At 70.8% G+C, this 26,976-nt stretch carries 23 protein-coding genes; 13 read left to right on the plus strand and 10 right to left on the minus strand.

Going from position 1 to position 26,976, the window contains the following annotated elements; all coding sequences use genetic code 11:
* Nucleotides 1–77: 77 nt before the first annotated feature.
* The 3 genes from apyA to ACT53R_RS15575 are packed head-to-tail and all read right to left on the minus strand — an operon-like array spanning nucleotide 78 to nucleotide 1,939.
* Nucleotides 78–347 carry an aminopyruvatide family RiPP gene (apyA, locus tag ACT53R_RS15565; RefSeq protein ID WP_476172817.1) on the minus strand — a complete coding sequence of 90 codons (270 nt, stop codon included), beginning with the start codon at nucleotides 345–347 and terminating at the stop codon, nucleotides 78–80.
* Between the two features lie 18 nt (nucleotides 348–365).
* Nucleotides 366–500: a hypothetical protein gene (locus ACT53R_RS15570; RefSeq protein WP_476172818.1), complete on the minus strand. Its 135-nt coding sequence runs from the start codon at nucleotides 498–500 to the stop codon at nucleotides 366–368.
* A 53-nt stretch (nucleotides 501–553) separates the two neighbouring features.
* Nucleotides 554–1,939 carry a cytochrome P450 gene (locus ACT53R_RS15575; RefSeq protein WP_476172819.1) on the minus strand — a complete coding sequence of 462 codons (1,386 nt, stop codon included), beginning with the start codon at nucleotides 1,937–1,939 and terminating at the stop codon, nucleotides 554–556.
* Between the two features lie 153 nt (nucleotides 1,940–2,092).
* On the opposite strand from ACT53R_RS15575, the gene ACT53R_RS15580 reads away from it, so the two are divergent.
* Nucleotides 2,093–3,823, plus strand: coding sequence for an alpha-amylase family glycosyl hydrolase (locus ACT53R_RS15580; protein ID WP_476172820.1), 1,731 nt, complete (start codon nucleotides 2,093–2,095; stop codon nucleotides 3,821–3,823).
* 60 nt (nucleotides 3,824–3,883) lie between these two features.
* Nucleotides 3,884–4,969 carry a DUF1176 domain-containing protein gene (locus ACT53R_RS15585; RefSeq protein ID WP_476172821.1) on the plus strand — a complete coding sequence of 362 codons (1,086 nt, stop codon included), beginning with the start codon at nucleotides 3,884–3,886 and terminating at the stop codon, nucleotides 4,967–4,969.
* A 49-nt stretch (nucleotides 4,970–5,018) separates the two neighbouring features.
* Here ACT53R_RS15585 and lnt read toward each other — a convergent pair whose 3' ends face one another.
* The 3 genes from lnt to ACT53R_RS15600 are packed head-to-tail and all read right to left on the minus strand — an operon-like array spanning nucleotide 5,019 to nucleotide 9,317.
* Nucleotides 5,019–7,499, minus strand: coding sequence for an apolipoprotein N-acyltransferase (gene lnt, locus ACT53R_RS15590; RefSeq protein ID WP_476172822.1), 2,481 nt, complete (start codon nucleotides 7,497–7,499; stop codon nucleotides 5,019–5,021).
* A gap of 3 nt (nucleotides 7,500–7,502) precedes the next feature.
* Nucleotides 7,503–8,207, minus strand: a complete 705-nt coding sequence (locus ACT53R_RS15595; RefSeq protein WP_476172823.1) for a hypothetical protein — start codon at nucleotides 8,205–8,207, stop codon at nucleotides 7,503–7,505.
* Nucleotides 8,208–8,237: 30 nt separating this feature from the next.
* The gene (locus ACT53R_RS15600) at nucleotides 8,238–9,317 is read right to left on the minus strand and encodes a hypothetical protein (protein WP_476172824.1); all 1,080 of its coding nucleotides are present in this window, start codon (nucleotides 9,315–9,317) and stop codon (nucleotides 8,238–8,240) included.
* Between the two features lie 465 nt (nucleotides 9,318–9,782).
* On the opposite strand from ACT53R_RS15600, the gene ACT53R_RS15605 reads away from it, so the two are divergent.
* The 11 genes from ACT53R_RS15605 to ACT53R_RS15655 all read left to right on the plus strand — a co-directional run bounded on the left by ACT53R_RS15605 (nucleotide 9,783) and on the right by ACT53R_RS15655 (nucleotide 22,665).
* Nucleotides 9,783–10,211 carry a hypothetical protein gene (locus ACT53R_RS15605; RefSeq protein ID WP_476172825.1) on the plus strand — a complete coding sequence of 143 codons (429 nt, stop codon included), beginning with the start codon at nucleotides 9,783–9,785 and terminating at the stop codon, nucleotides 10,209–10,211.
* Nucleotides 10,212–10,300: 89 nt separating this feature from the next.
* Entirely contained in the window at nucleotides 10,301–12,505 is a 2,205-nt protein-coding gene (locus ACT53R_RS15610) for a S46 family peptidase (protein ID WP_476172826.1), read from the plus strand.
* An 88-nt stretch (nucleotides 12,506–12,593) separates the two neighbouring features.
* Nucleotides 12,594–13,187, plus strand: coding sequence for an ECF-type sigma factor (locus ACT53R_RS15615; RefSeq protein WP_476172827.1), 594 nt, complete (start codon nucleotides 12,594–12,596; stop codon nucleotides 13,185–13,187).
* On the plus strand, nucleotides 13,180–15,816 hold the full coding sequence (locus tag ACT53R_RS15620; RefSeq protein ID WP_476172828.1) for a serine/threonine-protein kinase: 2,637 nt from the start codon (nucleotides 13,180–13,182) through the stop codon (nucleotides 15,814–15,816). The genes ACT53R_RS15615 and ACT53R_RS15620 overlap by 8 nt, the downstream gene beginning before the upstream one ends.
* Nucleotides 15,817–15,913: 97 nt before the next feature.
* Nucleotides 15,914–17,029 (plus strand): hypothetical protein, encoded by a 1,116-nt coding sequence (locus ACT53R_RS15625; protein WP_476172829.1) that lies wholly within the window; start codon nucleotides 15,914–15,916, stop codon nucleotides 17,027–17,029.
* A 215-nt stretch (nucleotides 17,030–17,244) separates the two neighbouring features.
* A complete protein-coding gene (locus ACT53R_RS15630; RefSeq protein ID WP_476172830.1) occupies nucleotides 17,245–18,024 on the plus strand; it encodes a hypothetical protein in 780 nt (259 codons plus the stop codon).
* A gap of 119 nt (nucleotides 18,025–18,143) precedes the next feature.
* Entirely contained in the window at nucleotides 18,144–18,827 is a 684-nt protein-coding gene (locus ACT53R_RS15635) for a response regulator transcription factor (RefSeq protein ID WP_476172831.1), read from the plus strand.
* On the plus strand, nucleotides 18,824–20,242 hold the full coding sequence (locus ACT53R_RS15640) for a HAMP domain-containing sensor histidine kinase (RefSeq protein ID WP_476172832.1): 1,419 nt from the start codon (nucleotides 18,824–18,826) through the stop codon (nucleotides 20,240–20,242). Before ACT53R_RS15635 ends, ACT53R_RS15640 begins: the two co-directional genes overlap by 4 nt.
* 124 nt (nucleotides 20,243–20,366) lie before the next feature.
* Nucleotides 20,367–20,597 (plus strand): hypothetical protein, encoded by a 231-nt coding sequence (locus ACT53R_RS15645; RefSeq protein ID WP_476172833.1) that lies wholly within the window; start codon nucleotides 20,367–20,369, stop codon nucleotides 20,595–20,597.
* 311 nt (nucleotides 20,598–20,908) lie between these two features.
* A complete protein-coding gene (locus ACT53R_RS15650; protein WP_476172834.1) occupies nucleotides 20,909–21,106 on the plus strand; it encodes a hypothetical protein in 198 nt (65 codons plus the stop codon).
* Nucleotides 21,107–21,426: 320 nt separating this feature from the next.
* Nucleotides 21,427–22,665 (plus strand): hypothetical protein, encoded by a 1,239-nt coding sequence (locus ACT53R_RS15655; protein ID WP_476172835.1) that lies wholly within the window; start codon nucleotides 21,427–21,429, stop codon nucleotides 22,663–22,665.
* A gap of 72 nt (nucleotides 22,666–22,737) precedes the next feature.
* On the opposite strand, the gene ACT53R_RS15660 is transcribed toward ACT53R_RS15655, so the two are convergent.
* The 4 genes from ACT53R_RS15660 to glnA all read right to left on the minus strand — a co-directional run bounded on the left by ACT53R_RS15660 (nucleotide 22,738) and on the right by glnA (nucleotide 26,968).
* The gene (locus tag ACT53R_RS15660; protein WP_476172836.1) at nucleotides 22,738–24,333 is read right to left on the minus strand and encodes an ammonium transporter; all 1,596 of its coding nucleotides are present in this window, start codon (nucleotides 24,331–24,333) and stop codon (nucleotides 22,738–22,740) included.
* A 22-nt stretch (nucleotides 24,334–24,355) separates the two neighbouring features.
* A complete protein-coding gene (locus ACT53R_RS15665; protein WP_476172837.1) occupies nucleotides 24,356–24,694 on the minus strand; it encodes a P-II family nitrogen regulator in 339 nt (112 codons plus the stop codon).
* A 289-nt stretch (nucleotides 24,695–24,983) separates the two neighbouring features.
* Nucleotides 24,984–25,454 (minus strand): GNAT family N-acetyltransferase, encoded by a 471-nt coding sequence (locus ACT53R_RS15670; protein ID WP_476172838.1) that lies wholly within the window; start codon nucleotides 25,452–25,454, stop codon nucleotides 24,984–24,986.
* A gap of 104 nt (nucleotides 25,455–25,558) precedes the next feature.
* A complete protein-coding gene (gene glnA / locus ACT53R_RS15675; RefSeq protein ID WP_476172839.1) occupies nucleotides 25,559–26,968 on the minus strand; it encodes a type I glutamate--ammonia ligase in 1,410 nt (469 codons plus the stop codon).
* Between the last annotated feature and the right edge of the window lie 8 nt (nucleotides 26,969–26,976).

Below are 26,976 nucleotides of genomic sequence, written 5' to 3' on the forward strand. Positions count from 1 at the left end.
GTGCGGGCAGGCGAAACGTCACCGGAGAACGGCTCCGGCCCGCAGGCCGGAACCGCGCGGGCGTTCGACGATGGAACTCAGTCGTACAGCCAGGGGCCGCTGAGCTTGCCGCCGCTCAGGTCGACCTTGCTCAGCGTCACCGTCAGCGTGCCCTTGTCGATGCAGCGCTTGATGGCCGCGATCTTCTTCGCGTCCAGCGGCATCGACAGGTGCATCTTCGGGATCGCGCCGCTCAGCGCGATGCTCGCCGACTTGGCGGCGCCGCTCTTCTTCGCGACTTTCTTGGCCGCCTTCTTGGCCGGGGCTTTCGCGGCTTTCTTCGCCGCCGGTTTGCGCGTTGTTGCCATTTCCCTGCTCCTCCCTGCTCACATGATGACCGCGTTGCGCGGCCGGACGATGCGGTAGCTTTGCGGAATCCCTGGCATGCAGTGCGGTTCCGGGGCGATGCACCGGCGAACATCCGCGACTCCCGCGGCGTGATCGATGGCGCGAATCGTCATCGCATCCTCGGAACCGACGACTCGGCGACCATGTCACACGCTTCTCGAAATTGTCAACACCCGTCATCGTGCAACGTCACGATGTCGCGCACGCCGCCGTGCAGCACGCCACCATGCACTGCACCATCGACGGCACCGCGCGCTTGCAGGCGCATGCGCGGATCGTGCGTCGGCAGCAGCATCACGTGCACGCGCCAGTCGATCGCGACGTCTTCGCGCAGCAGCGCATCGCCGCGCGTCGACAGCGCCGCGAGCAGCGCGCGCAGCAGGCGCAGCGCCAGCGCGCGGCCGACGCAGACATGCCCGCCGGCGCCGAACGGGAAATAGACGTACGGCGACGGCCGCAGGTCCGCCCAACGCGCGGGCAGGAAGCGTTCCGGCTGCGGGAACGTCGACGGCTCGCGATGCGACAGGAACGGGCACAGCAGCACTTCGGTGTGCGCCGGCAACCGATGCGCGCCCAGCCGCACCGCGGTGCGCGTCGTCCGCACCATCAGCGCGTTCGGCGTGAGCACCCGCAGCGACTCGGCGAGCACCGCGTCCGCCAGCGTCTCCTGCGACAACGCCGCCGCGGGATCGGAGCGGCCATCGTCGGCACGCAGGCGTGCGCGCAGCATCGGCAACTGGCTGAGCGCAAGCAGCGTCCACGCCATCGCCACCGCGACGGGCTCGTTGGTGGAGACGGCGAGCACGTTGGCGTGGCCGACGAACGCGTCGTCGTCGATCGCGTCGTCCAGCGCCAGCGCCGCGAGTGCGCCGAACATCGCCGCATCGCGATGCGCGGCACGCACGGCGACGCGATAGCGACGCAGGCCGCCGTCGAGCGCCAGGCCGCTGCGCACCAGCGATGCACGTGCGTCGTCGTCGAGCGCCGCCCACGGCGCCGCGGCCTCCCGCCGCAGGCGGAAGTAGTCCATGACCGCCGCGGGATCGAACCCATCGATCGCGACGTCACCGAACAGCAGCGACGTGGACGCGGCCAGCGTCACCCGCCGCATCGTCTCCAGCAGCGGCCAGTCGTCGGCGTCGCGCGTCACGAATCCCGCATCGACCGCCTGCCGCGCGGCCAGGGCGATGCGCTCGGCGTCGGCGCGGGCCAGCGCACGGGCGAGCTGCGCCTTGGCCTGCGCGTGCGCATCGCCGCGCATGCCGTGCAGGCTGGCGTTGAGATGCACCAGCGGCGCCGGCAGGCCCAGCCGCACCGCCGCCGACACCGGCAGCACGAAGCGTTCGATGTCGCCCAGCACCGCGCGCTGGTGCGCTTCGCCGAAGACCGCGATCACCTGCGCGCAGTCGTCGTCGCGCGAGAGCAGCGGGCCGGCCATGTCGAGCGCGAAGACGTCGCCGTGACGCGCACGCGCGTCGGCGAGCCAGGCCATCGGGTCGGCGCCGATCGAGGCGACGTCGCCGGCGCGCGGCAGCGGACGCGCGGCGCTCATGCAGGGCCCGCCGTCCGTGTCGACATGCCGTTCCGGTTCGTTCGCATCGTGCGTCTCCACGGCTTCCCGTCCTCGGGTGGCGACAGCATCGCACGGCGGGCGCACGCGGCGGCGGTATGATCGGCCGCTCGCCCCCGCCCAGGATCGCCGCCCGTGAACGCACCACGCCCGACGTCCCTCGCCGCCACGCTCGGCACCGGCCTGTGCGCGCTCGCGCTGCTGCTCGGCAGCGCCGCGCCGGCCCGCGCGCTGACCACGCCGCTGCGCTTCGAGACCGTGCAGACCGAGGCCGACGTGCCGCACCGCTGGTGGCAGGACGCGGTGATCTACGAGGTCTGGCCGCGCTCGTTCAAGGACGGCGACGGCGACGGCAGCGGCGACTTCCGCGGGCTGACGTCGAAGCTGGATGATCTGCGCGGCCTCGGCGTCGACACGATCTGGCTGACGCCGGTGTTCGAGGCGCCGTCGTACCACGGTTACGACTTCCAGGACTTCTACACGATCGAACGCGACTACGGCGCGATGGCCGACTTCGACCGCTTCGTCGCGCAGGCGCACAGGCGCGGCATGAAGGTGGTGCTGGACCTGGTGCTGAACCACGTGTCCGACCAGCATCCGTGGTTCCTGAAATCCGCGCGCCGCGAGCCGGGCTACGAGGACTATTTCCTGTGGCGCGACACGCGCCCTGACGGCTGGGGCCAGCCGTGGTCGACCACGCCGGATCCGTCGAAGGTCTGGCACTGGAACGACACCCGCAAGGCCTACTACTACGGCGCGTTCGGTGGCTCGCAGCCCGACCTCAACCTGCGCAACCCCGCGGTGTCGGCCGAACTCGACCACGTCGCCGCGTTCTGGCTGGAGAAGGGCGTCGACGGCTTCCGCCTGGACGCGGTGCGCTACGCGATCGAGGACGGCCCGCTTCCCGGGCAGGCCGACACACCGGCGACGATCGCGTTCTGGACCGCGTTCGCGCAGAAGGTGAAGGCGATCAATCCCGACGCGCTGCTGATCGCCGAAGCGTGGGCGCCACTGGACACCGTCGCCCGCTACCGCGATGGCGGCAAGGGCCTGGACGCAGCCTTCGATTTCGACTTCGGCGACCGCGTGATCGCGCTGCTCAATCCGTCCAGCGAACGCAAGGCCGACTTCGGCACGCTCGCCGATGCCACGGACGGGCGTCGCGACACGCTGTGGGCCGACCTGAAGGCGCGCGCCGCCGTCGCACCGCTGTCGTACTTCGCGCCGTTCCTGTCGAACCACGACCAGAACCGGCTGCTGCAGCGGCTCGGCGGCGACGAGGCGAAGGCGAAGATCGCCGCCAGCCTGCTGCTGACCTCGCCCGGCACCGCGTGCCTGTACTACGGCGAGGAGATCGGGCTGACCCAGCCGAAGACCGGCGAGGATCGCTATCGCCGCGCACCGATGCAGTGGGACGACGGCGCGGTCGCGGGTTTCAACGCGACCGGCAAGGTATGGACCGACCTCGCCCCGCCGCGCGGCTATCGCGGCGAGCAGGGCGCGTGGTGGGTCGACTTCTGGCGCACGCAGCGCGGCCATGGCCATTCGGTCGCCGCGCAGCGTCGCAACCCGGATTCGCTCTACCGGCACTACCAGCGCCTGCTCGCAGTCCGCAACGCCAATCCGGCGCTGCGCCGGCCGACCGAGCTGCGTTATTTCCCGGTCGATGCCGCCGATGTGTGGCTGCTGCACATGGCGTCCGCCGAAGGCGAGAACTGGGTGATCGTGAACCTCGATCCCGCGAAGCCGGTCGCGTTCGCCGTACCCACCGAACTGATCGGCACCCATCGCGACCGCCTCGCCGGCGCCACCCGCACACTGGGCAAACACTTCACGCTGCGGCCCGGCGAAACGCTGGTGTTCTGAGCGACACCCTGCGCCTTCCGACGATTTCCCCTGTCCATCCGCCTGTCCTCGAGTCCCTTCATGCCGATCCGTCGCCTCGCCCCGCTTTCCGTCACTCTGCTCACGCTGCTGTCCGCCGGCGCCACGATCGCCGCCGACAAGGGCGCCGCCGCCGAAGGCCCCGCTGTCGAAGGCATGTCCTTCCAGCACAACGACTGGGAAGTGGCCTGCGACAACACCCGCACCTGCCGCGCCGCGGGCTACCAGTCGGACGATGGCGAAGCATTGCCGGTCAGCGTGCTGCTGACCCGCGCCGGCGGTGCCGGCACGCCGGTGACCGGCCAGGTGCAGCTGAGCGAAGGCTGGGATGACGATCTGTTCAAGGGCTTTCCCGCGCGCTTCCCGCTGGCGTTGCGCATCGATGGCCGCGACCTCGGCAGCGTGACGCTGGCGAAGGACGCGCTCACGGCCGACCTCACCGCCGCGCAGGTGAAGGCGCTGCTGGCCTCGCTGCTGCGCGACAGCCACATCGAATTCCGTGCACGCGACAAGGTCTGGCCGCTGTCCGGCGCCGGCGCGTCCGCGGTGCTGCTGAAGATGGACGAGGCCCAGGGCCGTGTCGGCACGGTCGGCGCGCTCTATCGCCGCGGCAAGCAGGACGAGTCGCGCGTGCCGCCGGCGCTGCCGAAGCCGGTGATCGTCTCGCCGCCGCTGGCACCGGCGCAGCCCGGCGACGCCACGCTCGTCGCGAAGCGCGGCGATGTTCTCCGCGCGGCGCTGCGCAAGAGCATCGACCCCGACGACTGCGAAGGCACGACGCAGGTCGACGAATACCACACGCTGGAAGTGACGCGGCTGACGAAGACGAAGCTGCTGGTCTCGACGCTGTGCTGGCAGGCGGCCTACAACCAGGGCATCGGCTTCTGGGTGGTCGACGACAAGCCGCCCTACGCGGCGGAGCTGGTCACCACCGAAGGCACCGACGGCGACGGCCACGGCATCCATTCCGGGCAGAAGGGCCGCGGCATCGGCGACTGCTGGAGCAACGACAGCTGGACCTGGGATGGCCGCGGCTTCGTGCACAGCGGAAGCGGCGGCTCGGGCCAGTGCAAGGGCTTCGCCGGCGGCGCGTGGGACATGCCGACGCTGGTGTCGGAGGTGAAGTGATCCCGGCGCGCGAGCCAGGCGCCCGCGTGATCCGCGCCTGTGCCGCGGCTCAGCCCAGCAGCACGCGCACCAGCAGCATTGCCGGTGCGCCGAGGTAATACAGCAGGCGGCCGGCGATCTCGAGCCCGCGACGCACGCCGACGGCGCGCTCCCGTTTCGCGAGCAGCGCGGCCCACGTGCCGGCTTCGATGAAGACGCGCAGCGCGGCGGCGTACAGCGTCATGCCGGCGGCCCACGACGCCCACCAGATCAGCAGCGCCAGCAGCCACGCCTTCAGGCCGAAGGTGTAGTACTCGCCGAGGAAACCGCCGTACGCGATGATCTGGTGCAGGCGGAACGCCGGCAGCGCCGGCAGCAGCGGGAACAGGCCGAACTTCACCAGCGGGTGATCGAACCAGCGTCGACGCACGGCCGCCGCGCGCACGTGTGCATACGCGGCCGCGCGCGCCTCGCCCGCCTGCGCCACCGCGGCGGGCGCACCCGCGCGCACCAGCGCCTGCGCGAGCGCCGGCACGTCGATGCCCGCCAGCCCGTGGGTGAAGCGCGTGCCCGACGCCAGCCGCAGCCACGCGCCCGGCAGCGGCAGCGGCAGGCGCCACGGCTCCAGCGCGGCGACGCCGGCGACGGGGATCTCGACACGACGCGCACGCTGGTCGAGCACCAGCGCGTCCGTTTCGATGCGGAGCGTGGCGGCGCCGGCGCGACCGATCGCCCACGCGGCGAGCGCCGGCGCCAGCACCAGCCCGACGAACATGCGCAGCTGCGCGAGGGTGCCAGTGTCGCTGCCGTCGCCGACCAGCCACGCCGACCCCATCCACAGCAGACCGGCACCGGCGACCACGCGCAATGCGCCGGCGGCGATCCGCGCCGGCGGCGACAGCGCCGACACGGCCATCGCACACTGCGCGGAGGACGCCGTCGCGACATCATCGCTCGCCGCACGCGGCCGCCGCGCACGCCGGGCGCGCAGCGCGGACCATGTCGCGAGCAGCAGCAACAGCAACGCGGCGGTGCGCCCGACCCAGTCGCCCCAGCGCACCATCAGCGTGGTCGGCGGCCGCATCGGGGCGACGTCGCCGACCAGCAGCGCCTGTTCCCCCATCGCGGTGCGCTGGCGCACGTCGCCGGTCGGATCGATTACCGCGCTGACGCCGTTGTTGGTGACGCGCAACTGCGGCAGGCGGGTCTCGATGCTGCGGAACGCCGCCACCGCCAGATGCAGGCGCGCGCCGTCGGGATGCGCGGTGAACCACGAATCGTTGGACAGCCCGAGCAGCACCTGCGCGCCCTTGCGTGCGCCCTCGACGGCCAGCCCGGGATCGACGTCGTCGAGGCAGATCAGCGGTGCCACCGGCACCTCGCGGCCATCGCGCAGGCGCAGCGGGAACACCCGTGCGCCGTCGCCGGGCCGCCACGTGCCGGCCCACGGCAGCAGCCGGCGCAGCGTCGGGCCGTCCAGCCACGGCGGCACGTATTCGGTGAACAGGAACAGCCGCGTCTTGCGATAGAAGCCCTGCACGCCGCCGCGCGCGTCGACGAAGGCCGCGGCGTTGTATTCGCCGTCGGGGTCGCGGTCGTAGGTGCCGAACACCAGCGGCACGCCCGCGGCGACGGCGAAGCTGCGGATCTCGTCGTCCAGCGCCTCGCCGTCGGCACTCTTGGGATGCGCGAACGTGGTCGGGAACACCGTCTCCGACCACAGCAGCGCGTCGACGCGGTGGTCGATCACCGCTTCGCGCGACATCAGGTAATGCGTGTCGAGCACCGTGCGCACGACCGCGTACGCGCCCATCTCGCGACGCAGGCGTTCGTAGTCGACGATGTTCGACTGCACCATGCCCAGGCGCAGCCGCGGCGCATCGGCGCCGGCCTGCGGCAGCGACGCCAGCCGCAGCGCGCCGTAGCCGGCCAGCGCCAGCGGCAGCACGAGCGCGAACGCCAGCGGCCGCGCCGATGCGCGCACGCCATCGCGCCGGCGCGACAGCGCATGCGCGGCCGCCTCGTTGGCGAGGATCAGCACGAAGGTCAGCCCCGCGGCACCGCCGAGATCGGCGGCCTGGCGCAGCGTGGCCGACGGCAGCAGCCCGTGGCCGAGCGTGTCGCCCAGCAGCTTCGGCACCAGCCATTCGGCCGCGACCCACGCACACGCGCCGGCCAGCGCGCGCAGCGCGACGCCGTGGCGACGCCCGAAGGCATGGCGCACGAGCGCGAACACGAAGAACTGCGGTTGCAGCAGCGGTGCGACCGCGAGCACCACCGCGACGCCGCCCGCGGCAGGCAGGCCGAGATAGCCGGCGATGGCGCTGCCGAACCACCACAGCACCGCGCCGGCGAAGGCCACGGCCATCAACAGGCCGCCGCGTGCGGCGGCGAAGGCGCTCGGCGCTGCGTCGAGCGCACGCAGCCACGGCACCAGCACCACGAAGCCCAGCGGCCACGCGAACCCGCCCCGCGCGTACAGGGCGAACAGCAGCGCACTGGCGAAGACGCCGGCCGACATGCGCCAGCCGGGACGCAGCGAAGCGATCACGCGCTACGGACTCCCGCCGTCGCGAGGCCGCGGGATCTCGATGCGCCGCACCGGCAGCCCCGGCGGGGCGTATTCGGGCGGCACCACGCGGTTCGCCGGGATCGGGATCGGTTTGCCGTTGGCGTCGAAGAACTGGAAATCGGGCGAGAACATCAGGATCGGTTCGATCCGCTGGCCGTCGTCGGTCGCCTGGTAATGGCGGACGTAGCCCTCGGGCAGCGGGAAATCCTCGGGCACGGCCAGACCGACCAGCGGCGGACTCGTCCCCGGCGGATTGAACGCGCCGAGTCCGGTGTGGACACCGGCGGCATGCAGGCGATCGATCACTTCGCCCATCGTCGGCACTTCGCCCGGCGGCACGTAGTCGGCGAGGTCGCCGACCGGATCGCTGCCGGTGCCCGCGCGGCGCGCGGTCAGCGCCTGCGCGGCGGCCGTTGCGGCGGCGATGGTCGATCTGCCGGTGCCGGGCGCGGTCGTGTCGTCGACGGGCGCCGCGGCGGACGCGACATCGTCGGCCGGCGGGCGCGCATCGTCGCCAGGCGTGCGATGCATGCTCAGCAGATACCCCCCGCAGCCGGCGACCAGCACCGAGGCGAGGGCGAGATAGAGCAGGCCCCGGCGTGCGCCGGGGCCTGCGTGGCGGACGATGCGCACCCCGTCGCCGGCCGGGCCGGTCGAAGGGGCATGCGAAGCGCGCAGGTCGTCCATCGTGGCATCGTGACGGTCAGGCCGCCGCGATCACGGCGCCGGCGGGCTGAAGGTCGACAGACCCCAACCCATGCGCTCGTGGCCGTACTGGTTCCAGATCGGGTTCTTGCCGCCGGTGAACGACGTGTAGCGCGCCGCGCCCGTGCCCGTCGAACCGCCGAACAGGCCGGCCGTGACCGTGCCGCCCTGGTAGGTCGGGTGGGTGTCGTCCGACTGGATGTAGTCGTAGCTGCTGGACGAGGACACGAAGTGCGTGTTCGCGTCGCGCAGGGTCGACTTCAGCGTGGAGGTGATGCGGGTGACGTAGCTGGCTTCGCTCTCGCCCGGGATGAACTTCAGCGCATCGGAGTCGATCTGGCCGTCACCGTTGCTGTCGTAGTCCGCGCCCATGTACTGGGCGAAGTTGTCGTTGCACTTGAAGCCCTTCTGGCGGGCGTATTCGCACATCCAGTAGTTCATGCTCGCGATCGCCGGCAGGAACTTGTCGCGCAGGTTGATCTTGGCGCCGGTGGTCGGGTCGTTGCAGCCGCTCTGCACGTTGTCGGCGGCGTAGCCGGGGTAGTACAGGTTGGAGATGACCTTCAGCTTCACGCCCGAATAGGCATTGGCGTTGATGTAGTTCATCGCCGCGGCGACGTAGGTCTTGCAGTTGGCGACCGCGGTGTTGAGCCCGCTGTAGTCGCAGGTGCCGGTCTGGCCCTTGAACGCGCTGCGCGCCTGCAGGCCGTCGTTGCCGCACATTTCGAACGTGACCACGCGGGTCGAGGCGTCCTGCATGTACGAGGCTTCGCCGACGATCTTGTTGTTGTAGACGTCGGACGCGATGGCGCCGGACTTGGCGCGGCGGACGCTCTCGATGTCCGCGTTCCACAGCGCCGCCAGGTATTCGGCGTCGACGGTGGGGGCGGAGTACTTGGCGGCATTCGCGATCGAGCCGTTGTAGCCGGCGTAGATCGAGTCGCCGTAGGCGACGACGCGGTACTTCGTCGCGGTGCCGGAACGGTCGACCGTCCACGACACGTTCTGGTTGAGCGTGTTGGCCGAGGCCTGCGCGGCGACGAACACCGCGATGGCCGGGACCAGCACATGCAGGGTCTTTCGGATGATCATGAACCTGTTTCCTTGGTGAGAAGATGGACGAGCCGACGAACCCGAGGGCTGTGGACGACGCTCAGGCGTATTCCGGGATTTCCGTTCCTGGCATCCGGTCGCGTACGGACCGCCCCCGCCGGCCGCCAAGCTAACGGTTCCCCCGATACCAATCAATGGGCGGATCGTATGGATGCGCTGCAACAATGCGGTGACAGCGATGGCCAGCCGGGCTGCGGAAAGCATCGTCGGGAACGCACGGCGGGATGCGTCCGGACGTGCGATTGCAGGATACCGGGCCGGCATGCTTCCATCGGATCGGGGAACGGACATGCGGATACGGACAGGGACGTTGCCGCAGGATCGCCGCGGATCGATTGCATCTGCGCCATCGGAACCGGCCAAGTGCCGCGAACAGGCCGGGATCGTGCATGGTCGTCCGCGCCCCGCCATTCGACGCCCACCCTTCAGGAGCACCCGCCCGTGATGCCACGACTCGCCCTCGTCCTGCTGCTGGCGCTCGCGCCGCTGTTGCCCGTCCACGCAGCCGACGCGCCGTCCGCGGAAGCCCAGAAGCAGGCCGCGTCGCTGCTGCCGACCGCGCTGCAGAACCTGCTGACCGTGACCTGGCAATGCCAGGGCGTGATGACGAAGCAGCCCTACGAACAGTCGCGCACGCTGGTGCGCAAGGCCACGGCAAAGATCCTGGACGACGCCACTGCCGACGCCTTCGTTGCGAAGCAGGAAGACATGCTGCAGGCCGCCTGCCCCGCTGCGAAGGCCGATGACTGCTGGCGCGATTTCCTCGGCATGAAGACCGAACCGGCCAGCGCCGGCCTGGCGCAGTGCGCAGCGCTCACCCGGCAGACGATGGAGAACGTCGGCGGCCTGCTGAAGGCGATGGGATTCCAGTAACCGACCCGGCGGCACGCACTGCGCGCCGCCCGAAAACCCGCCGCCGCATGGCGGCGGGCGTACCCGATCCTTACACTGCGGGCATGCACATGCTTTCCACTTCCCCGCGCCGCCGTGCGCGGAAGACCGCGCCCGCCGCGGTGGTCGCCGCGACGCTGGCCGTCGCCCTCTCCGCCGCCACGCCCGCCCTCGCCCTCGACGGCAAATGGACGCCGGGGCAGGTCCTCGAACTCGACGCCAAGTGGCTGCGCAAGCAGGGCCTGCGCGTTCCGCCGTCGGCGCTGTGGGACGCGAAGCGCGGCACCGGGCTGCTCGGCGGCGCGGTCAACATCGGCGGCTGCTCCGGGGCGTTCGTGTCGGACACCGGGCTGATCGTCACCAACCACCACTGCCTGTTCGGCGTCGTGCAGGAGCACAGCACGCCGGCGCGCGACCTGATCACCAACGGTTATCTCGCGCGCACGCCGGCCGACGAACTGCCGGGCAGCACGCTGCGGGTGGAGATCCCGAAGCGCTTCACCGACGTCACCGCGCAGGTGCTGGCCGCGGTGCCGGCCGGCGCCGATCCGCAGGCGCGGCTGCGCGCGATCGAGGCCGCGCAGAAGGCGCTCGTCGCCGAATGCCGCAAGCAGGCCGACACCAAGTGCAAGGTCGCGACCTTCGACGACGGCGTCCAGTACACGCTGATCGAATCGACCGAACTGCGCGACGTGCGCCTGGTGTATTCGCCGGCGCGCGCGATCGGCGAATACGGCGGCGAGATCGACAACTGGTCGTGGCCGCGACACACCGGCGATTTCGCGATCGCCCGCGCCTGGGTCGGCGCCGACGGCCGCCCGGCGGATCGCGCCGAAGGCAACAAGCCGTACGCGCCGGAGTTCTTCTTCCCGATCTCCACCGACGGCCTCGACGCAGGCGACTTCATCATGGTGCTGGGCTACCCCGGCATCACGTACCGGTCATTGATTGCCGAGGAAATGCGCGAGCGTCGCGAACGCTATTTCGCGCGCCGCGACGACCTGTTCGGCGAATGGATCCGACTGCTCGAAAAGACCACCGAACAGGACGATGCCGGCAAGATCCTCGTCGCCGCGAACCTGAAAGGCATCAACAACCGCTGGAAGAACGCGCAGGGCCAGATCGCGGGCCTCGACCGCGGCCGCATCGTGCAGCGCCAGCGCGAACGCGACGACGCCGTGGCCGCGTACGCCGCCGCGCATCCCGAGCACGCCGACGCGCTGGCCGCGCGCGAGACGCTGCGCGCCGTGCTCGCGGAACGCGAACGCACGTGGGAGCACGACTTCCTGCTCAACCTCATCCCGATGGGCACCGACAGCGTGGCCGGCGGCATTCCGCCGCTGCCGAAGGCGCTCTACTTCGCGGCGACGCTGGCGCACGACGCGCGCGAACGCGCGAAACCCGACGGCGAACGCGGCAACGCGTTCACCGATGCGGACCGCGCGCGCCTGCGCGATCGCCTGCGCAGCGAGCAGCACAGCTATTTCGAGCCGGCCGACCGCGCGGTGTTCGCCGCGCTGGTGCGGCGCGCGCTGGCGCTGCCGGCGGACCAACGCATCGCCGCGATCGACGCGCGCTTCGCCGGCAAGACGCCGGCGCAGATCGACGCCGCGATCGCCGCGCTGTACGCGGGCACGTCGCTGCTCGATGCCGATCGTCGCGACGCGATGCTCGGCGAATCCGAATCCGCGCTGGCCGCACGCCACGACGCGCTGATCGACCTCGGCCTCGACTGGAACCGCGACGTGCGCGCACTGCGCGAACGCGAACGCGACTGGAACGCGCGCGCGGCGCAGGCGCGTCCGGCGTGGCGGCGCGCGGTCGCGGCGCAGGCGGGCAAGCCGGTCGCGCCCGACGCCAACGGCACGCTGCGCATCAGCTTCGGTCACGTGCAGGGCTACGCGCCGCGCGACGGGCTGGTGGCGACGCCGTTCACCACGCTCGCCGGCGTGCTGCAGAAGGACACCGGGCAGGAGCCTTTCGCGCTGCCCGGCGCGGTGCGCGCCGCCGCGACCGCGCCGGGGGCGGCGGAGCGCCGCGTCAACTTCCTCGCCGACGGCGACACCAGCGGCGGCAATTCCGGCAGCCCGGTCGTCGACGGCCGCGGCCGGCTGGTCGGCGTGAACTTCGACCGCGTCTGGGAGAACGTCGCCGGCGACTTCGGCTTCGACCCGGCGGTCTCGCGCAACGTCAGCGTGGACATCCGCTACCTGCTGTGGATGCTGCGCGACGTCGAACACGCCGACGGCCTGCTGCGGGAACTCGGCGCCGATTGACGCGCTATGATCCGGGCGCCCGGACCGCGCCCGGGACCACGGCCCGCACCACGCAGGGACCGTCGTGGATGCCCCCGGAGCCCGTCCCATGTCCGCGTCGCCCCCCGCCAATCTCACCGACCTGATCAACCGGCGCGGTTCGGTCGACAAGCCCGAACTCGAAGCGCTGGCCGCGGAATTGTGGCCGCGGCTGGAACGCCTCGCCGCGCGCCAGCTGCAGGGCCGCAGCGGACTGACGCTGCAGGCGTCGGACCTGGCGCAGGACGCGTACATCGCGCTGATGCACGACTTCCCCGGCCGCTTCAACGACCGCGAGCATTTCTACGCGCTGGCGGCGCGGATCGTGCGCAACATCGTGGTCGACTACCTGCGCCGGCGCAGCGCCGACAAGCGCGGCGGCGGGCTGCCGTTCGAGCTGCTGGACAAGGCCGAGAACGACGTGTCGGCGGCGACCATCGACGACCAGGTCGACTGGATCGCGGTCGACGCCGCGCTGACCATCCTCGCCGAACGCCACGCCGCCGCGGCGCAGGTGGTGGAGCTGAAATTCTTCGCCGGCCTGACCAACGAACAGGTCGCGGAGACGCTGGGCATCTCGCGCGCGACGACGGTGCGCCATTACCGCTACGCGCGCGCCTGGCTGATCGACCACTTCGGCGCGGAGCCGGCCACGGATGACTGAGCCGACGCCCGGCGGCGCGCGCGACGCGATCACCGGCGACCCGCTCGACGAGAGCCGCCTGTTCGGCGAGCTGTGCGAACTGGACACGGCCGACTGCGACGCGCGCCTGCGCGCGCTGGCGACCGAACATCCGGCGCTGGCCGCGCGGTTGCGCCGGCTGCTGGCGATCGACGATGCCTACGCCGGGCACACCGCGCGCAACGTGATGGCACAGCCGCTGCACGATCCGGTCGACGGCCTCGCCGACGTCGGTCCGTTCCGGCTGGTGCGGCTGGTCGGCCGCGGCGGCATGGGCGTGGTGTACGAGGCCGAACGCCGCAGCGGCTTCGCGCAGCGGGTGGCGATCAAACTGCTGCCGCGCTTCGCCGCCGATCCCGCGGCGCGCGAACGCTTCGCCCGCGAGCGCGCCATCCTCGCCCGCCTGCGCCATCCCAACATCTGCAGCATCCTCGACGGCGACGCGCTGGACGACGGCACGCCGTGGCTGGCGATGGAGTTCGTGCCGGGCGAACCGCTGTGCGCGTGGTGCGCGCATCGCGGCACCGATCTGCGCGGACGCATCGACCTGTTCCTGCAACTGTGCGACGCGGTGCAGGCCGCGCACCGCAGCCTGGTGATCCATCGCGACCTGAAGGACGGCAACGTGCTGGTCGACGAGACCGGGCACCTTAAACTGCTCGACTTCGGCATCGCCAAGGCGCTGACGCCGGCACCGGACGAAACCGGCACGCTGGCGCAGGACCGCTTCTTCTCGCCGATGACTGCGGCGCCGGAACAGCTGCGCGGCGATCCCGCGCTCGTCGCCACCGACGTCTACGCGCTGGGCGCGCTGCTGCACCAGCTGCTGTGCGGCGAACTGCCGTTCGAGCGCCCGCCGCTGTCGCCGGCGGAACGCACGCAGGCGATCCTGGAACGCGTGCCGCCGCGGGCCAGCGACACGCTGCAGCGCGCGATCGGCGAAGGCCGCAGCAGCCCGGCGGCGGCAGGCATCACCCCGGCGATGCTGCGCGGCGAACTGGACGCAATCATCGCGCACTGCCTGCGCAAGGATGCCGACGAGCGCTACGCCGACGTCGGCGACCTCGCGCGCGACCTGCGCGCGTGGCGCTCGGGCCACCCGATCGCGATCGCGCAGGGCGACCGGCTGTACCGCACGCGCAAGTTCCTGCGCCGGCACCGGCTGCCGGCGACGATCGCCGCGCTGGCGCTGGCCGGCGTGCTGGCGGCGCTGGGCGTGGCGCTGTGGCAGGCCGCGGCGCTGCGCGTGGAGCGCGACGCGGCGCGTGCGGCCCGTGCGCAGTCGGAGGCGGACCGCGACCGCGCGCGCGCGGTCGCGGCGTTCATGCGCGACACGTTCGCGCAGGCCGATCCAGGCAAGGCGCGCGAAGACACGCTGATGGCGCGCGACCTGGTCGCGCACGGCAAGCGTCGGCTCGGCGATCTCGACGGCCAACCCGACACCCAGGCCGATCTGGCGCTGCTCATGGCCGAAAACGAAGCCGGACTGGGGCTGCTGCAGGACAGCGCGGCCACCTATGCGGCCTACGCGCCGAGGATCGAAGCGCTGGCGCGCAAGGACGCCGACGTGCGCTGGCGCGCGGCATCGCTGCAATTGTCGATCCGCCGCGAGCTGGACCCGGACACCCCGGCGCTGGACGCGCGCCTGGCGGCGCTCGCCAGCCTGGCCGACACCCCGACGCGGCGCGCGCGGGTCGCGCACGAGCGCGAACGCCTGTATGCGCGCCGCGCCGCGTTCGCGGCGGCCGCCCGCACCCTGGAGGACGCCTGGCGGACGCTGGAACGGCAACTGCCGGCCGACGACGCACTGCGCCTGCGCATCGACCTCGGCGATGCGCTGCTCAACGCCGAACGCACCGAGGACGCCGCCCGCCTGGTCGCGACGATCGACCTCGACGCGCTGCGCCGGCGCGATCCGGCGCAGCAGATCCGCGCGTGGCGGCTGATGCTGCGCGAGCTGGACGCCCGCAACGCGCCGCGCGCGGCACGCATGCATGCGATCGAGGCATGGCGCGACACCGCCGTGCGCTACTACGGCGCCGACTCGCTGGAAGCCGCGAATGCCTACGTCTGGGCCGTCGGCGTCAGCGACGATCCGGCCACCCAGGAACGGCTGATGCAGCGCGCCCATGCGATCCAGACCGCGAAACTGCCGCCGGCGTCGATGGCCCGGGCCTATGCCGAACGCAACATGGCCGGCTACTACCTGGAACTGCGCGGATCGCCGGCCCTCGCCGAACCGTATCTCGCGCTCGCGGTGGCGCTGGGCCGGCGCGCCACCTCGCGCGCCCACGGCGACGTGCGCGGCTTCGAACTGCAGTGGGCGCGCACGCTCAATGCGCTGGGCCGCCACGCGCGCTGCCTCGAGGCCTTGTCGTCGCCGCCGGCCGCGCAGGCCACCGATACCGACACCGATGTCGCCAAGCTCAGCGGCCTGGAACTGGAACTGGCGAAGGCGGCGCTGGCGACCGGGCGCCGGACCGACGCCGCCCGGCTGGTCACGGCGGCTTCCAGCGTCTGGGACCAGCGGCACGCCCCGTTCCCGGCCGCGCAGGCCGACACGCTGGCGCAGCTGCAACGCCGGCTGGCCGTGTCCGAAGGGCGTCGCTGACCCCGTCATCCCTTGGCGCCGACGGGTTTGGCGCCGGGGGGTGGCGCCGCGACGGTGATCCGGTCGCCCGGCGGTTTCCGATGTCCACAACGATCGCATGCGGACCTCCCGCCGGCGACGCTCCCCGTTCGCATCCGGTTCCATCGCCCGTTGCGTTCCCCGGTTCCTCCTCCGATCACGTCCGAACCACGGTGACCCCATGACTTCGATGTTCCGCACTGCCACCCTTGCCTTCCTGCTGACCGTCGGCTGCGCTTCGACGGCCCATGCCTTCCCCCCCTGTCCCGTCGGCGAAGCCGGCATCCTGCCCCTCGACGCGCCGCCGCCGGTCGGGACCGTCGCGATGAGTCCGTGGAAGGTCGCCACGGTCAGCGCGGTCGGGACGGTGGCCCCCGACAGCTTCGTCGTCGACTGCGCGCGCCTCCCCGACATCATCCGGAGCGGGCAATGCACGATCGACAGCTTCGATCTGCGGACGCTTCCCGCGCAGACCTCGGCCGGGACGGTCGGGGCCAAGCCTTCGTATTCGGTCGCCAGTCATGTCGGCCTCGCCGGGCTGCCGGACGTGCGCAATGAGGACGTGGCGCTCCACAGGCCCGCGTATGCGCTGATCCTCGGCATCAACGCCACGCCCCTGGCGCATGCGGGGGACTGGATCGACATCGCCCAGATGGAATTCGAACGCGCATCCGATGCCGACATCGGGCCGGGCGTGATCTACCGGCTGCGCAAGACCACCCGCTGGGACGGCCAGTCCGAACTGCGGCTGATCCTCGCGGATCCCCTGGTGGGGGAGGACGTCGTCGTCGCCGCGGTCCCGCTCGGCACCAAGGACCGGGTCGTGTCCGTCGTCCTGCACTGGTCGCCGATGACGGAGTCGCTCGGCGAGGCCACCACCAAGAACGCTGTCCAGATCGGGCCACCCGTGGTGGACGCGTACACCGCCACCACGGGGCTGACGCTCGAGGTCGACGGCACCATCGTCCACGCCGCGACGCTGAAGGAGCAGGCGCCGTCGATCGCGGCGATGGGGTTGCTGGACTACAACCTGCCTCATGCCGCGCGCCCTGCGGACGAGACGCCGATCTCCACCGACGCCGCGCTGGCGGACGCGGTCGATTCGATCGACCCGCTGCAGAACCTGCAGCAGCAGGACATGCCCGGCAACCTGCTGGTCTTCTACTACACGCAGTTCTCGGTCGTCTCCAAGTGATGCGCCGGCCGCCCCTGCGGCCGATGCCTCCCGGCTGAACCCGCCGCGGTGCGGTGGCCTGCGCCGGCATGCCCGTGGCGCGGACGGGCCGACGCGTGGTGATCCCGTCCCGCCGCGGATTCCGCTGTTCGAAGGAAGTCCTGCCGATCTGCGGCGGGACCGTCGCGGCCCGACGGCCGCGGCGTCGACCGATGCCCTCGAACGGAGACCGCTCCATGACCCAGATCCGCCTGACCGCCTGCCTCGCCGTCGCCCTGACCGCGCTGCCCGCCTTCGCCGCCGACCGCCCCGGCGAAGACGCCCTGCACATCCAGAGCGAAGCCCAGTTCGTCCACGACTACGGCCACCGTACCGAGCGCGTCGCGCCCGGCGTGTACCTGATGGTCGATGGCGCCCTGGCCGGCAAGACGGTCGCCATCGGCGAGCCCGGCCTGGCCTACGACCTCGCCGTGCTGCGCACGCAGACGCCACGTTCGGCGCAAGCGCGCGCGGAGCGCAACGCACAGATCCGCCGGCTCGAGGACACCCGTGCCCGCTTCGCGCTGGCAGGCACCGCCACGGGCGCACGCGCGGGCCTGCTGAAATCCACCAGCGGCGCGTTCCCGTGCCAGTACCTGCCGCTCGGCGGCGCGCCGATCTACTACTACGGCAGCGCCACCGTCAGCGCCACCGCCGAGCTGTACCTCGACCGCGGCGACGGCACGCTCAACCCCTACTACGCCCGTGCCGGCGCCAGCGCGAGCGGCGTCGTCTTTGCTCCCCCGGGCGTGCCGAGCAACGTGTCGCTGCTGGCCTATGCCACGGCGCACGAGAAGCAGCTCGGCACGCAGATCACCCGTTTCGTCAACGGCACCCAGAGCGCCAGCGTGTCCACGGGTTACGTCTACAGCGGCCCGGCGTTCTTCCACGATCTGTTCGCCTCCGCCAACGTCAGCGGCCGGGGCAATTGCTATGGCTACGTGTCGATCTCCGACAGCATGACGCCCGGGTTCTGATCCCCTGTCCCGGCACGGGGCGCGCGACGACGGCATCGTCCACGCCCCGTGCATGCACCGGAACCTCCCGGTCCGTGTATGGTCACAGCCGCGTCCGACCGGACTCACGTGAGGCGAAGATGCGGATCCTGCTGGTGGAGGACGACGCCCTGATCGCGGGCTTCGTGGAGAAGGGCCTGCGCGAGGCCGGGCACGTCGTCGACCGCGTCGGCGACGGCGCCGAGGGCCTGCACCGGGCGCGCACCGAGCGCTACGACGCGCTGGTACTGGACCGCATGCTGCCCTCGCTGGACGGGCTGGCGCTGCTGCGCGAACTGCGCACGAGCGGCGACGCGACGCCGGCGCTGGTGCTGTCCTCGCTGGGCGACGTCGAACACCGCGTCGAAGGCCTGCGCGACGGCGCCGACGACTACCTCGCCAAGCCCTTCTCGTTCGTCGAACTGCTGGCACGGCTGGAAGGCCTGCAACGCCGCGCGCGCCCCGGCGCCGCCGGCCCGGCCACCGTGCTGGAGGTCGCCGACCTGCGCATGGACCTGCTCAAGCGCACGGTGCAGCGCGCCGGCACGGCGGTGGAGCTGCAGCCGCGCGAATTCCGGCTGCTGGAATACCTGATGCGCAACGCCGACCGCGTGGTGTCGCGCACGATGCTGCTGGAAGCGGTGTGGGACTACCACTTCGACCCGCAGACCAACGTCATCGACGTGCACGTCTCGCGCCTGCGCCAGAAGATCGACCGCGGCCACGCGCAGCCGCTACTGCACACCGTGCGCGGCGCCGGCTACCTGCTCGGCACCCGCGGGTGATCGCGCAGCGCGCCGCCGGGTTCCTCGCCTCCAGCCTCAACCGGATGGTGCTGGCCTACGGCGTCGCGCTGCTGCTGGCGTTCGTGGCGATCGGCGGGCTGGGCCTGCTCGCGTACGACCATCTCGTCGATCGCGACGTGCGCCGCACGGTGCGCGCCGAACACGAGGACCTGCGCGAGGTGCATCGCGACGCCGGGCTGATGGCGCTGGCGCGGGCGATCGACACGCGCGTCGACGAGGACACCCGGCGCGAGGCCGTGTACCTGCTCGCCGACGCGCAGGGCCGCGTGCTGGCCGGCCATCTCGCCGACCTGCCGGCCGGCGCGACCCGCGCCCGCGGCTGGCTGCGCTTCCCGTGGAACGACGACGGCGACGAAGTGATCGCCTACGTCGAGATCCTGCCCGGCGGCGCGACGCTGCTGACCGGCCATTCCACCGGCGAACAGCAGCGGCTGCGCGAGGTCGTGCTGCCGCTGGGCCTGAGCATCCTCATGCTGCTCGCCGTATTGACCTTGCTGCTGGGCTGGCTGCTGCGGCGCAGCCTCGCGCACAGCCTGCAGGCGACGCTGGACACGGTCGACCGCTTCGCCGCGGGCCGGCTGGACGAACGCATCGCGGTGGGCCCGGGCGACGATCCGCTGCAGCGCCTCGCACGCACGCTCAACCGCATGCTCGACCGCATCCGCGAACTGATCGGCGGCATCCAGGCGTCGACCGACCACATCGCCCACGACCTGCGCACGCCGCTGACGCGGCTGAAGACGCGGCTGGAACTCACCCGCGAACGGATCGGCACCGACGCCCGGGGCGCCGATCGCGCGGCCGTCGTCGACGCCACGCTGGACGACGCCATCGCCGAGATCGACCAGTCGATCGCGACCTTCAACAGCCTGCTGCGGCTGTCGCGGATCGAGGCCGGCGACGGCCGCGACGATGCGGCGGTGGCGCTGGATGAGATCGTGCGCGACGCGGTGGAGATGTGGCAGCCGATGGCCGAGGCGCGCGGCGGCGACATCGTCGCGGACATCGCGCCGGCGACGATCGCCGGCGACCGCGACCTGCTGTTCCAGCTGCTGTCGAACCTGCTCGACAACGCGGTGAAATACGGGCCGGACGGCGGACGCATCGATCTGGCGCTGCACGCCGACGGCGACGCCGTGCAACTGACGCTGCGCGACCACGGCCCGGGCATCCCGGAAGCCGATCGCGAGCGCGTGTTCGATCGTCTGGTGCGGCTGGAGCGGCATCGCGGCTCGCCCGGCAACGGGCTCGGACTGAGCGTGGTGCGCGCGATCGCGACGCGGCATCGCGCCGAAGTGCGGCTGGACGACGCCGCGCCCGGCCTGCGCGTGACCGTGCGCTTCCCGCGCGTCGCGACCGCGGCGAAGGCCACCGCACACGTGGACGAAGGTTAATCCGGCGGAAAGGCGGCCACGAGGCACGCGGGCGCAGTCTGATCACACCGACAGGGCACATGCCGCCGTCGGACGAACACCAGACTCCCCCGTCGCATCGCGACCCGCACCCGAGGACTCCGCCATGAACCTCCGTCTTCCGCTCGCCACCCTCGCCCTGAGCCTGCTCGCCGGCACCGCGTTCGCCGCTGCGCCGACCATGCCCGCGCCCGCCGGCACCGCCGCGCCGGCCGCCGCCGCGAAGGCCAAGCCCGCCGCGCATCGCCACCATCGCGTCGCCCGCCATGCGCTGAAGTGCAAGGCGCCGGAAGTCACGGTGAAGGGCAAGTGCGAAGCACCGAAGGCCGCCGGCTGATCAATCGCACCGCACGCCCCCACACATCACGCCAACGCACGAGGTCCGGCAACGGGCCGCGTGCGTCGTTGCGTGCGCACGCATGACGACGCGAGCCGCGCGGTGCCGTCATGCGTGCGTGATGCGTGATCGCGCGCGATGCATGCGACGCACGTCGCGGCGCATGAAGAAAAGTTCATGTCGCCGCAAGTTTTCCGCGAACCGTGCCGGCGCAACCTGTCCCCACCGATCGGGCAACGGCATCGCCCGCATCGGACCGAGCTTCACGCGACGACCGTCGCGCCCCCTTCCGACACACGAGGTGTTTCCCCATGAACGTTCGCGCCACCCTCACCGCGCTCGCCCTCGGCCTGATGGCCGGTACCGCCTTCGCCGCCGCGCCGGCACCCGCCGCCAAGGCCACGCCGGCGCCCGTCGTGCAGAAGAAGCAGGCCGCCGCGCACGCCGCCAAGTGCAAGCCCGGCGAAGCGGTCGTCAACGGCAAGTGCCAGGCCGCCAAGGCCAAGTGATGCCTCGTCGCGCCCCGCGCGCCAAGGTCGTTCCGCGAGCGGCAAACGCCACACGCTCCTGAAGCAGGACCCCGCAGTCGCAGCACCACGCTCCCCGCAAGACAACCTCCGCAACGACGAACGGCCCGGCATCCCCGGGCCGTTCGTGCGTGCGCACGGCGAACGCATGGCACATCGCCATCGACATGAACGGAACGCATACGGCGCATCGCTGCGCCGCGTGGCGACGATCCTCTCCATCCGCACGGTCCGCTGGACACGGTGGGCCCCCCGCCCCTCGCGACCTCACCGGTTCGCGATCATCGCCACAAGGATTTCCCATGCGCTTCCGGAACCGCCCACGTCCTGCCACCGCGTCCCTGTTCGCCACCGCGCTGGCCATCGCACCCGTCGCCGCCGCCCCGTTCGCCGCGATGGCGACGGCCTACATCCCCATGCCGCCGCTGTCGGCGATGTACGAGACCACCAACGCCGGCATCAACGACAGCCTCTACACGATCAACTATTCCGAGGCCTACGGCAGCACCACCAACTACGGCTATTCCGGCCTGAAGACCGCGTTCTACCTCGAACGCACGCCGCTGACCCAGACCAAGCCGCTGTACCGCTACTACAAGGGCGCGCCGCAGACCGACCACTTCTACTTCACCGACACCTATCCGCAGGACCTGAGCACGGCGAACAGCCTAGGCTACGCCTACGAGGGCATCGCCGGCTATCTCTACACGGTGCAGGTGCCGGGCTCGCTGCCGCTGTACCGGCTGTCGAAGGTCAACGCGACCACCCTGGATCGCGCCCATCGCTTCACCGTCTCCGACAGCGAAAAGGCATCGCTGATCGCCGCCGGCTGGACCTACGACCACGTCGAAGGCTACGTCCCGCAAACCACCGGCTGGTTCAACGGCACCGCGTTCATTCCGGGCTTCCCGTCGCTGCCGGGCGGCCACATCATGACCGCCCGCTGCCAGCAGACGCCGGTGCAGAACAACGTCTGCAGCGACCCGGTCAACTTCCGCAACGGCTACACCGGCTATCGCTTCGTGCAGTCGACCACCAAGCCCGCCGGCAAGACCGCGCAGGTGATGGAGTTCGACCTGAAGACGCCCGATTTCATGGGCAAGAACGAGCACATCGCGATCGGCCTGCACGGGCACTGGGACATCGACTACAACAACATCGACAACGTGTCGAACCCGGCGCGCAACCACCATGCGCTGGGCATCATCATCGGCGCGAATTCGTGCGGCGTGAACGTGCGCGTCGAAGCGTTCTGGCCGACCGGCAACAACCTGTCGCCGTGCAGCGGCCAGGGCACGCTGCAGAACGACACCAGCTATCACGTCAAGATCACCGTCAACGACGCCGGCTACATCTCGTACGTGGTCACGCCCGCCGGCAGCGGCACGCCGTTCGCCACCGGCCTGTACGACGGCAACGGTCTGTTCACAGGCAAGTATGGCTTCCCGGCCGCGGACACGGGCTATTTCATCGTGTCCTCGACGTCGGCGAATGCCGACTACACGGTCTACCTGAGCAACCTGACGGTCTACTGGCAGTAAGCACGCAAGCCGCAAAAAAGATCGGGCTTCCCTCCCGGGAAGCCCGATCCGCATGCCGCGACGGCAGGAACGTCAGTGCTCGTACGCCGCTTCGCCGTGCGAGGCGATGTCGAGGCCTTCGCGCTCGGATTCCTCGCTCACGCGCAGGCCGACGGTGTACTTCACGATGGTGAAGGCGATCAGCGACACCACGCCCGACAGCACGACCGTCACCAGCACGCCCTGCGCCTGGATCCACACCTGCGAGGCGATGCTGTATTCCGGCACGGCCGTCTCGGTGATGTAGTCCCACAGGCCCGAGCCGCCCAGCGACGGCGCCGCGAACACGCCGGTCAGCAGCGCGCCGGTGATGCCGCCCACGCCGTGCACGCCGAACACGTCCAGCGAGTCGTCGGCGCGCAGCAGCTTCTTCAGGCCGGTGACACCCCAGAAGCAGACCACGCCGGCGATCAGGCCCAGCGCGATCGCGCCCATCAGACCGACGTAGCCGCAGGCCGGGGTGATCGCGACGAGACCGGCGACCGCACCCGACGCGCCGCCCAGCATCGACGGCTTGCCGCGCGCGATCCACTCGATCGCGGTCCACGCCAGCACCGCCGCCGCGGTGGCGAGGAAGGTGTTGACGAACGCGAGCGCGGCGACGCCGTTGGCTTCCAGCGCGGAACCGGCGTTGAAGCCGAACCAGCCCACCCACAGGATCGAGGCGCCGACCATGGTCTGGGTGAGGTTGTGCGGCTTGATCGCTTCGCGCTTGTAGCCCAAGCGCGGGCCGATCAGGTACGCACCGACCAGACCGGCGATCGCGGCATTGATGTGCACCACGGTGCCGCCGGCGAAGTCCAGCGCGCCCTTCGCCCACAGGAAGCCCGAGGCGGCGGTGGCGTCCGCGGCGGCCTTGGCGTCGGTGAACGCGTCCGGGCCCGGGAAGAACCACACCATGTGCGCCATCGGCGTGTAGGCGAAGGTGAACCAGATCACCGTGAACAGCAGCACGCCGGCGAACTTCACGCGCTCGGCGAACGCACCGACGATCAGTGCGCAGGTGATGCAGGCGAACGCGCCCTGGAACACGAAGAACGCGAGCTCAGGCAGGTACACGCCCTTGGTGAACGTGGCCGCCATCGCGCCGTTGAGGCCGGCACCGAACAGGCGATCGCCGCCGCCGATGAAGGCGTTGCCGCCGGTGAACGCGAGGCTGTAGCCGTACACGGCCCACAGGATCGCCACCACCGAGAACACGACGAGGCACTGCATCAGGATCGACAGCACGTTCTTGCTGCGCACCAGGCCACCGTAGAACAGCGCGAGCCCGGGCAGGGTCATGAAGATCACCAGCGCGGCGCAGACCAGAATCCAGGCGGTGTCGCCCTTGTCGGCCTTCTGCACCGGCGCGGGGGCCGGAGCTTCGGCAGGGGCGGCCGCAGGCGTGGCTTCGGCCGCAGCGGGTGCGGCTTCGGCAGCCGCGGGCGCCGCGTCCGTGGCGGCAGGTGCAGCGGTCGCTTCGGCTGCGGCGGGGGCCGCGTCGGCGGCGGGAGTTTCCGCTTGCGCGGTCGCGCCGGGCTCGGACTGCGCCGTGGCCGCGAACGCGAGACAGGTGGACGCCGCGCCGACCAGCAGCGCGAGCACGAGGGCACGGGTCCGTGACCCGAAAAGGGTTGCAGGCGTCATGGGACGATCTCCGGGGCGGGGGTTAGAGCGCATCCGGGCCGACTTCGCCCGTGCGGATGCGGATGACCTGTTCCAGCGCGGTGACGAAGATCTTTCCGTCGCCGATCTTGCCGGTGCCTGCGGATTGCTGGATCGCCTCGATCGCCGCGTCGAGGCGATCGCTGGACACGGCGACCTCGACCTTGATCTTCGGCAGGAAATCGACGACGTATTCCGCGCCGCGATACAGCTCGGTATGTCCCTTCTGTCGACCGAAGCCTTTCACTTCGGTGACGGTGATGCCGGACACGCCCATCTCGGACAAGGCTTCGCGCACCTCGTCGAGCTTGAACGGCCGGATGATGGCGGTGATCAGTTTCATGCGCTCTCCCCGTGGATGGAAGGACCGGCACCGGGGTGCCGGCGTTCTGTCTGGCGCCGGTGTCCACCGCAGGCTGCCCTGCGGTGGACATCGGCTCCCGGAGACCGCAACGCATCCGACGTGGGGGAAGGAGTTGCGTTGTGTCGTCCGCGACCTCGTGGCCGGACGCGCCAGCGCGTGTGCGCCGCGCCCGGCCGAAACCTGTGGGTGAAACCTCCCGGCCGGCGCCTTGCGCCTGCCGCAACCGCTCGCCTGTGCCCCGCGCGGGGCCTTGCCGCTTCGCTCCTCGTCAGTCCGGACCCTGCAATGCGAGGGTCATGAACACGCTGTACGGATCCTCCACGTAGTCCGCGAACGGACCGCATTCGGTGAACCCGAACCGCGCATACAACTCGCGCGCCGGCGCGAACGCCTCGGGTGCGCCGGTTTCCAGGCTCAGCCGCCGGTAACCGCGTTCCCGCGCCGTGCGCAGCACGTGCCGCAACAACGTCGCCGCCACGCCCTTGCGCAGATGCGCCGCGGCGGTGCGCATCGACTTGATCTCGCCGTGCGCGTCGTCCAGCTGTTTCAGCGCACCGCAGCCCATCAAGACGCCCCGATCGTCGCGCAGCGTCCAGAAGGTGATCTCCGGACGACGCAGCGCCTCGAGGTCCAGCGCATGCACGCTCTCGGGCGGCGAGTGGCGATGCATGTCGTCGAGGTGGGCCTGCAGCAGCGCGACGATGTCGTCGCCGCGCAGGTCGTCGATCGCGATGTGCATGGCCCGTTCTCCCCGTGCGTGACGCCTCTGTCGACCCCTCCCCAACCCTCCCCTTCGCCTGCGGCGAAAGGGAGGGAGGAACACACTTCAGGAAGAAACACGCATCAGATCGTGTAGTACATCTGGTATTCCAGCGGATGCGTCGCCGCGCGGAAACGCGTGACTTCCTGCATCTTCAGCGCGATGTAGCCATCGATGAAGTCGTCGGAGAACACGCCGCCGGCCTTGAGGAACTCGCGGTCCTTGTCCAGCGCTTCCAGCGCCTGGTCCAGCGAGTGGCACACGGTGGGGATGTTCTTCTCTTCTTCCGGCGGCAGGTCGTAGAGGTCCTTGTCGCTGGGCGAACCCGGGTCGATCTGGTTCTTGATGCCGTCCAGGCCCGCCATCATCAGCGCGGCGAAGGTGAGGTAGCCGGTCTGCATCGGGTCGGGGAAGCGGATCTCGATGCGGCGCGCCTTCGGGTTGGCCACGTACGGGATGCGGCACGACGCCGAACGGTTGCGCGCCGAGTAGGCCAGCATCACCGGCGCTTCGTAACCCGGCACCAGGCGCTTGTAGCTGTTGGTGGTCGAGTTGGTGAAGGCGTTGATCGCGCGGGCATGCTTGAAGATGCCGCCGATGTACCACAGCGCCATCTGCGACAGGCCGCCGTAACCGTCGCCGGAGAACAGGTTCACGCCGCCCTTGGCCAGCGACTGGTGCACGTGCATGCCGCTGCCGTTGTCGCCGACCAGCGGCTTGGGCATGAAGGTGACGGTCTTGCCGTTGCGGTAGGCGACGTTCTTGATGACGTACTTCATCGTCAGCAGTTCGTCGGCCTTGGTCACCAGCGAGTTGAACTTGGTGCCGATCTCGCACTGGCCGGCGTTCGCGACTTCGTGATGGTGCACTTCGACTTCGATGCCCAGCGAGGTCAGCGTCTTGCACATCTCGGCGCGCAGGTCGTGCAGCGAGTCGAGCGGCGCGACCGGGAAGTAGCCGCCCTTCACCATCGGCCGGTAGCCGGTGTTGCCGCCTTCGTACTCGCGGCCCGAGTTCCAGTGCGCCTCTTCCGAGTCGACGTGGAAGAAGGTGTGGCCCATGTCGTTGGCGAAGCGGACGCTGTCGAAGATGAAGAATTCCGGCTCGGGGCCGAAGAACGCCTGGTCGGCGATGCCGCTGGCCTTGAGGTAGGCCTCGGCGCGCTTGGCGACGCCGCGCGGATCGCGCGAGTAGGCCTGCATGGTCGCCGGGTCGAGGATGTCGCAGGTCAGCACCAGGGTCGGGTCCGCGGTGAACGGATCGAGGAACGCGGTGCCGGCGTCCGGCAGCAGGATCATGTCGGACTCGTTGATGCCCTTCCAGCCGCTGATCGACGAGCCGTCGAACATCTTGCCTTCTTCGAACAGGCCGGGCTCGATGATCGAGGCGGGGAAGGTGACGTGGTGCTGCGTGCCGCGCATGTCGGCGAAACGCAGATCGACGAATTCGACCTTATGATCCTTGACGAGTTTTTCGACGTGCTCGAGGGACATCTTCGGAA

Source organism: Lysobacter sp. DMC104, from assembly GCF_056313665.1.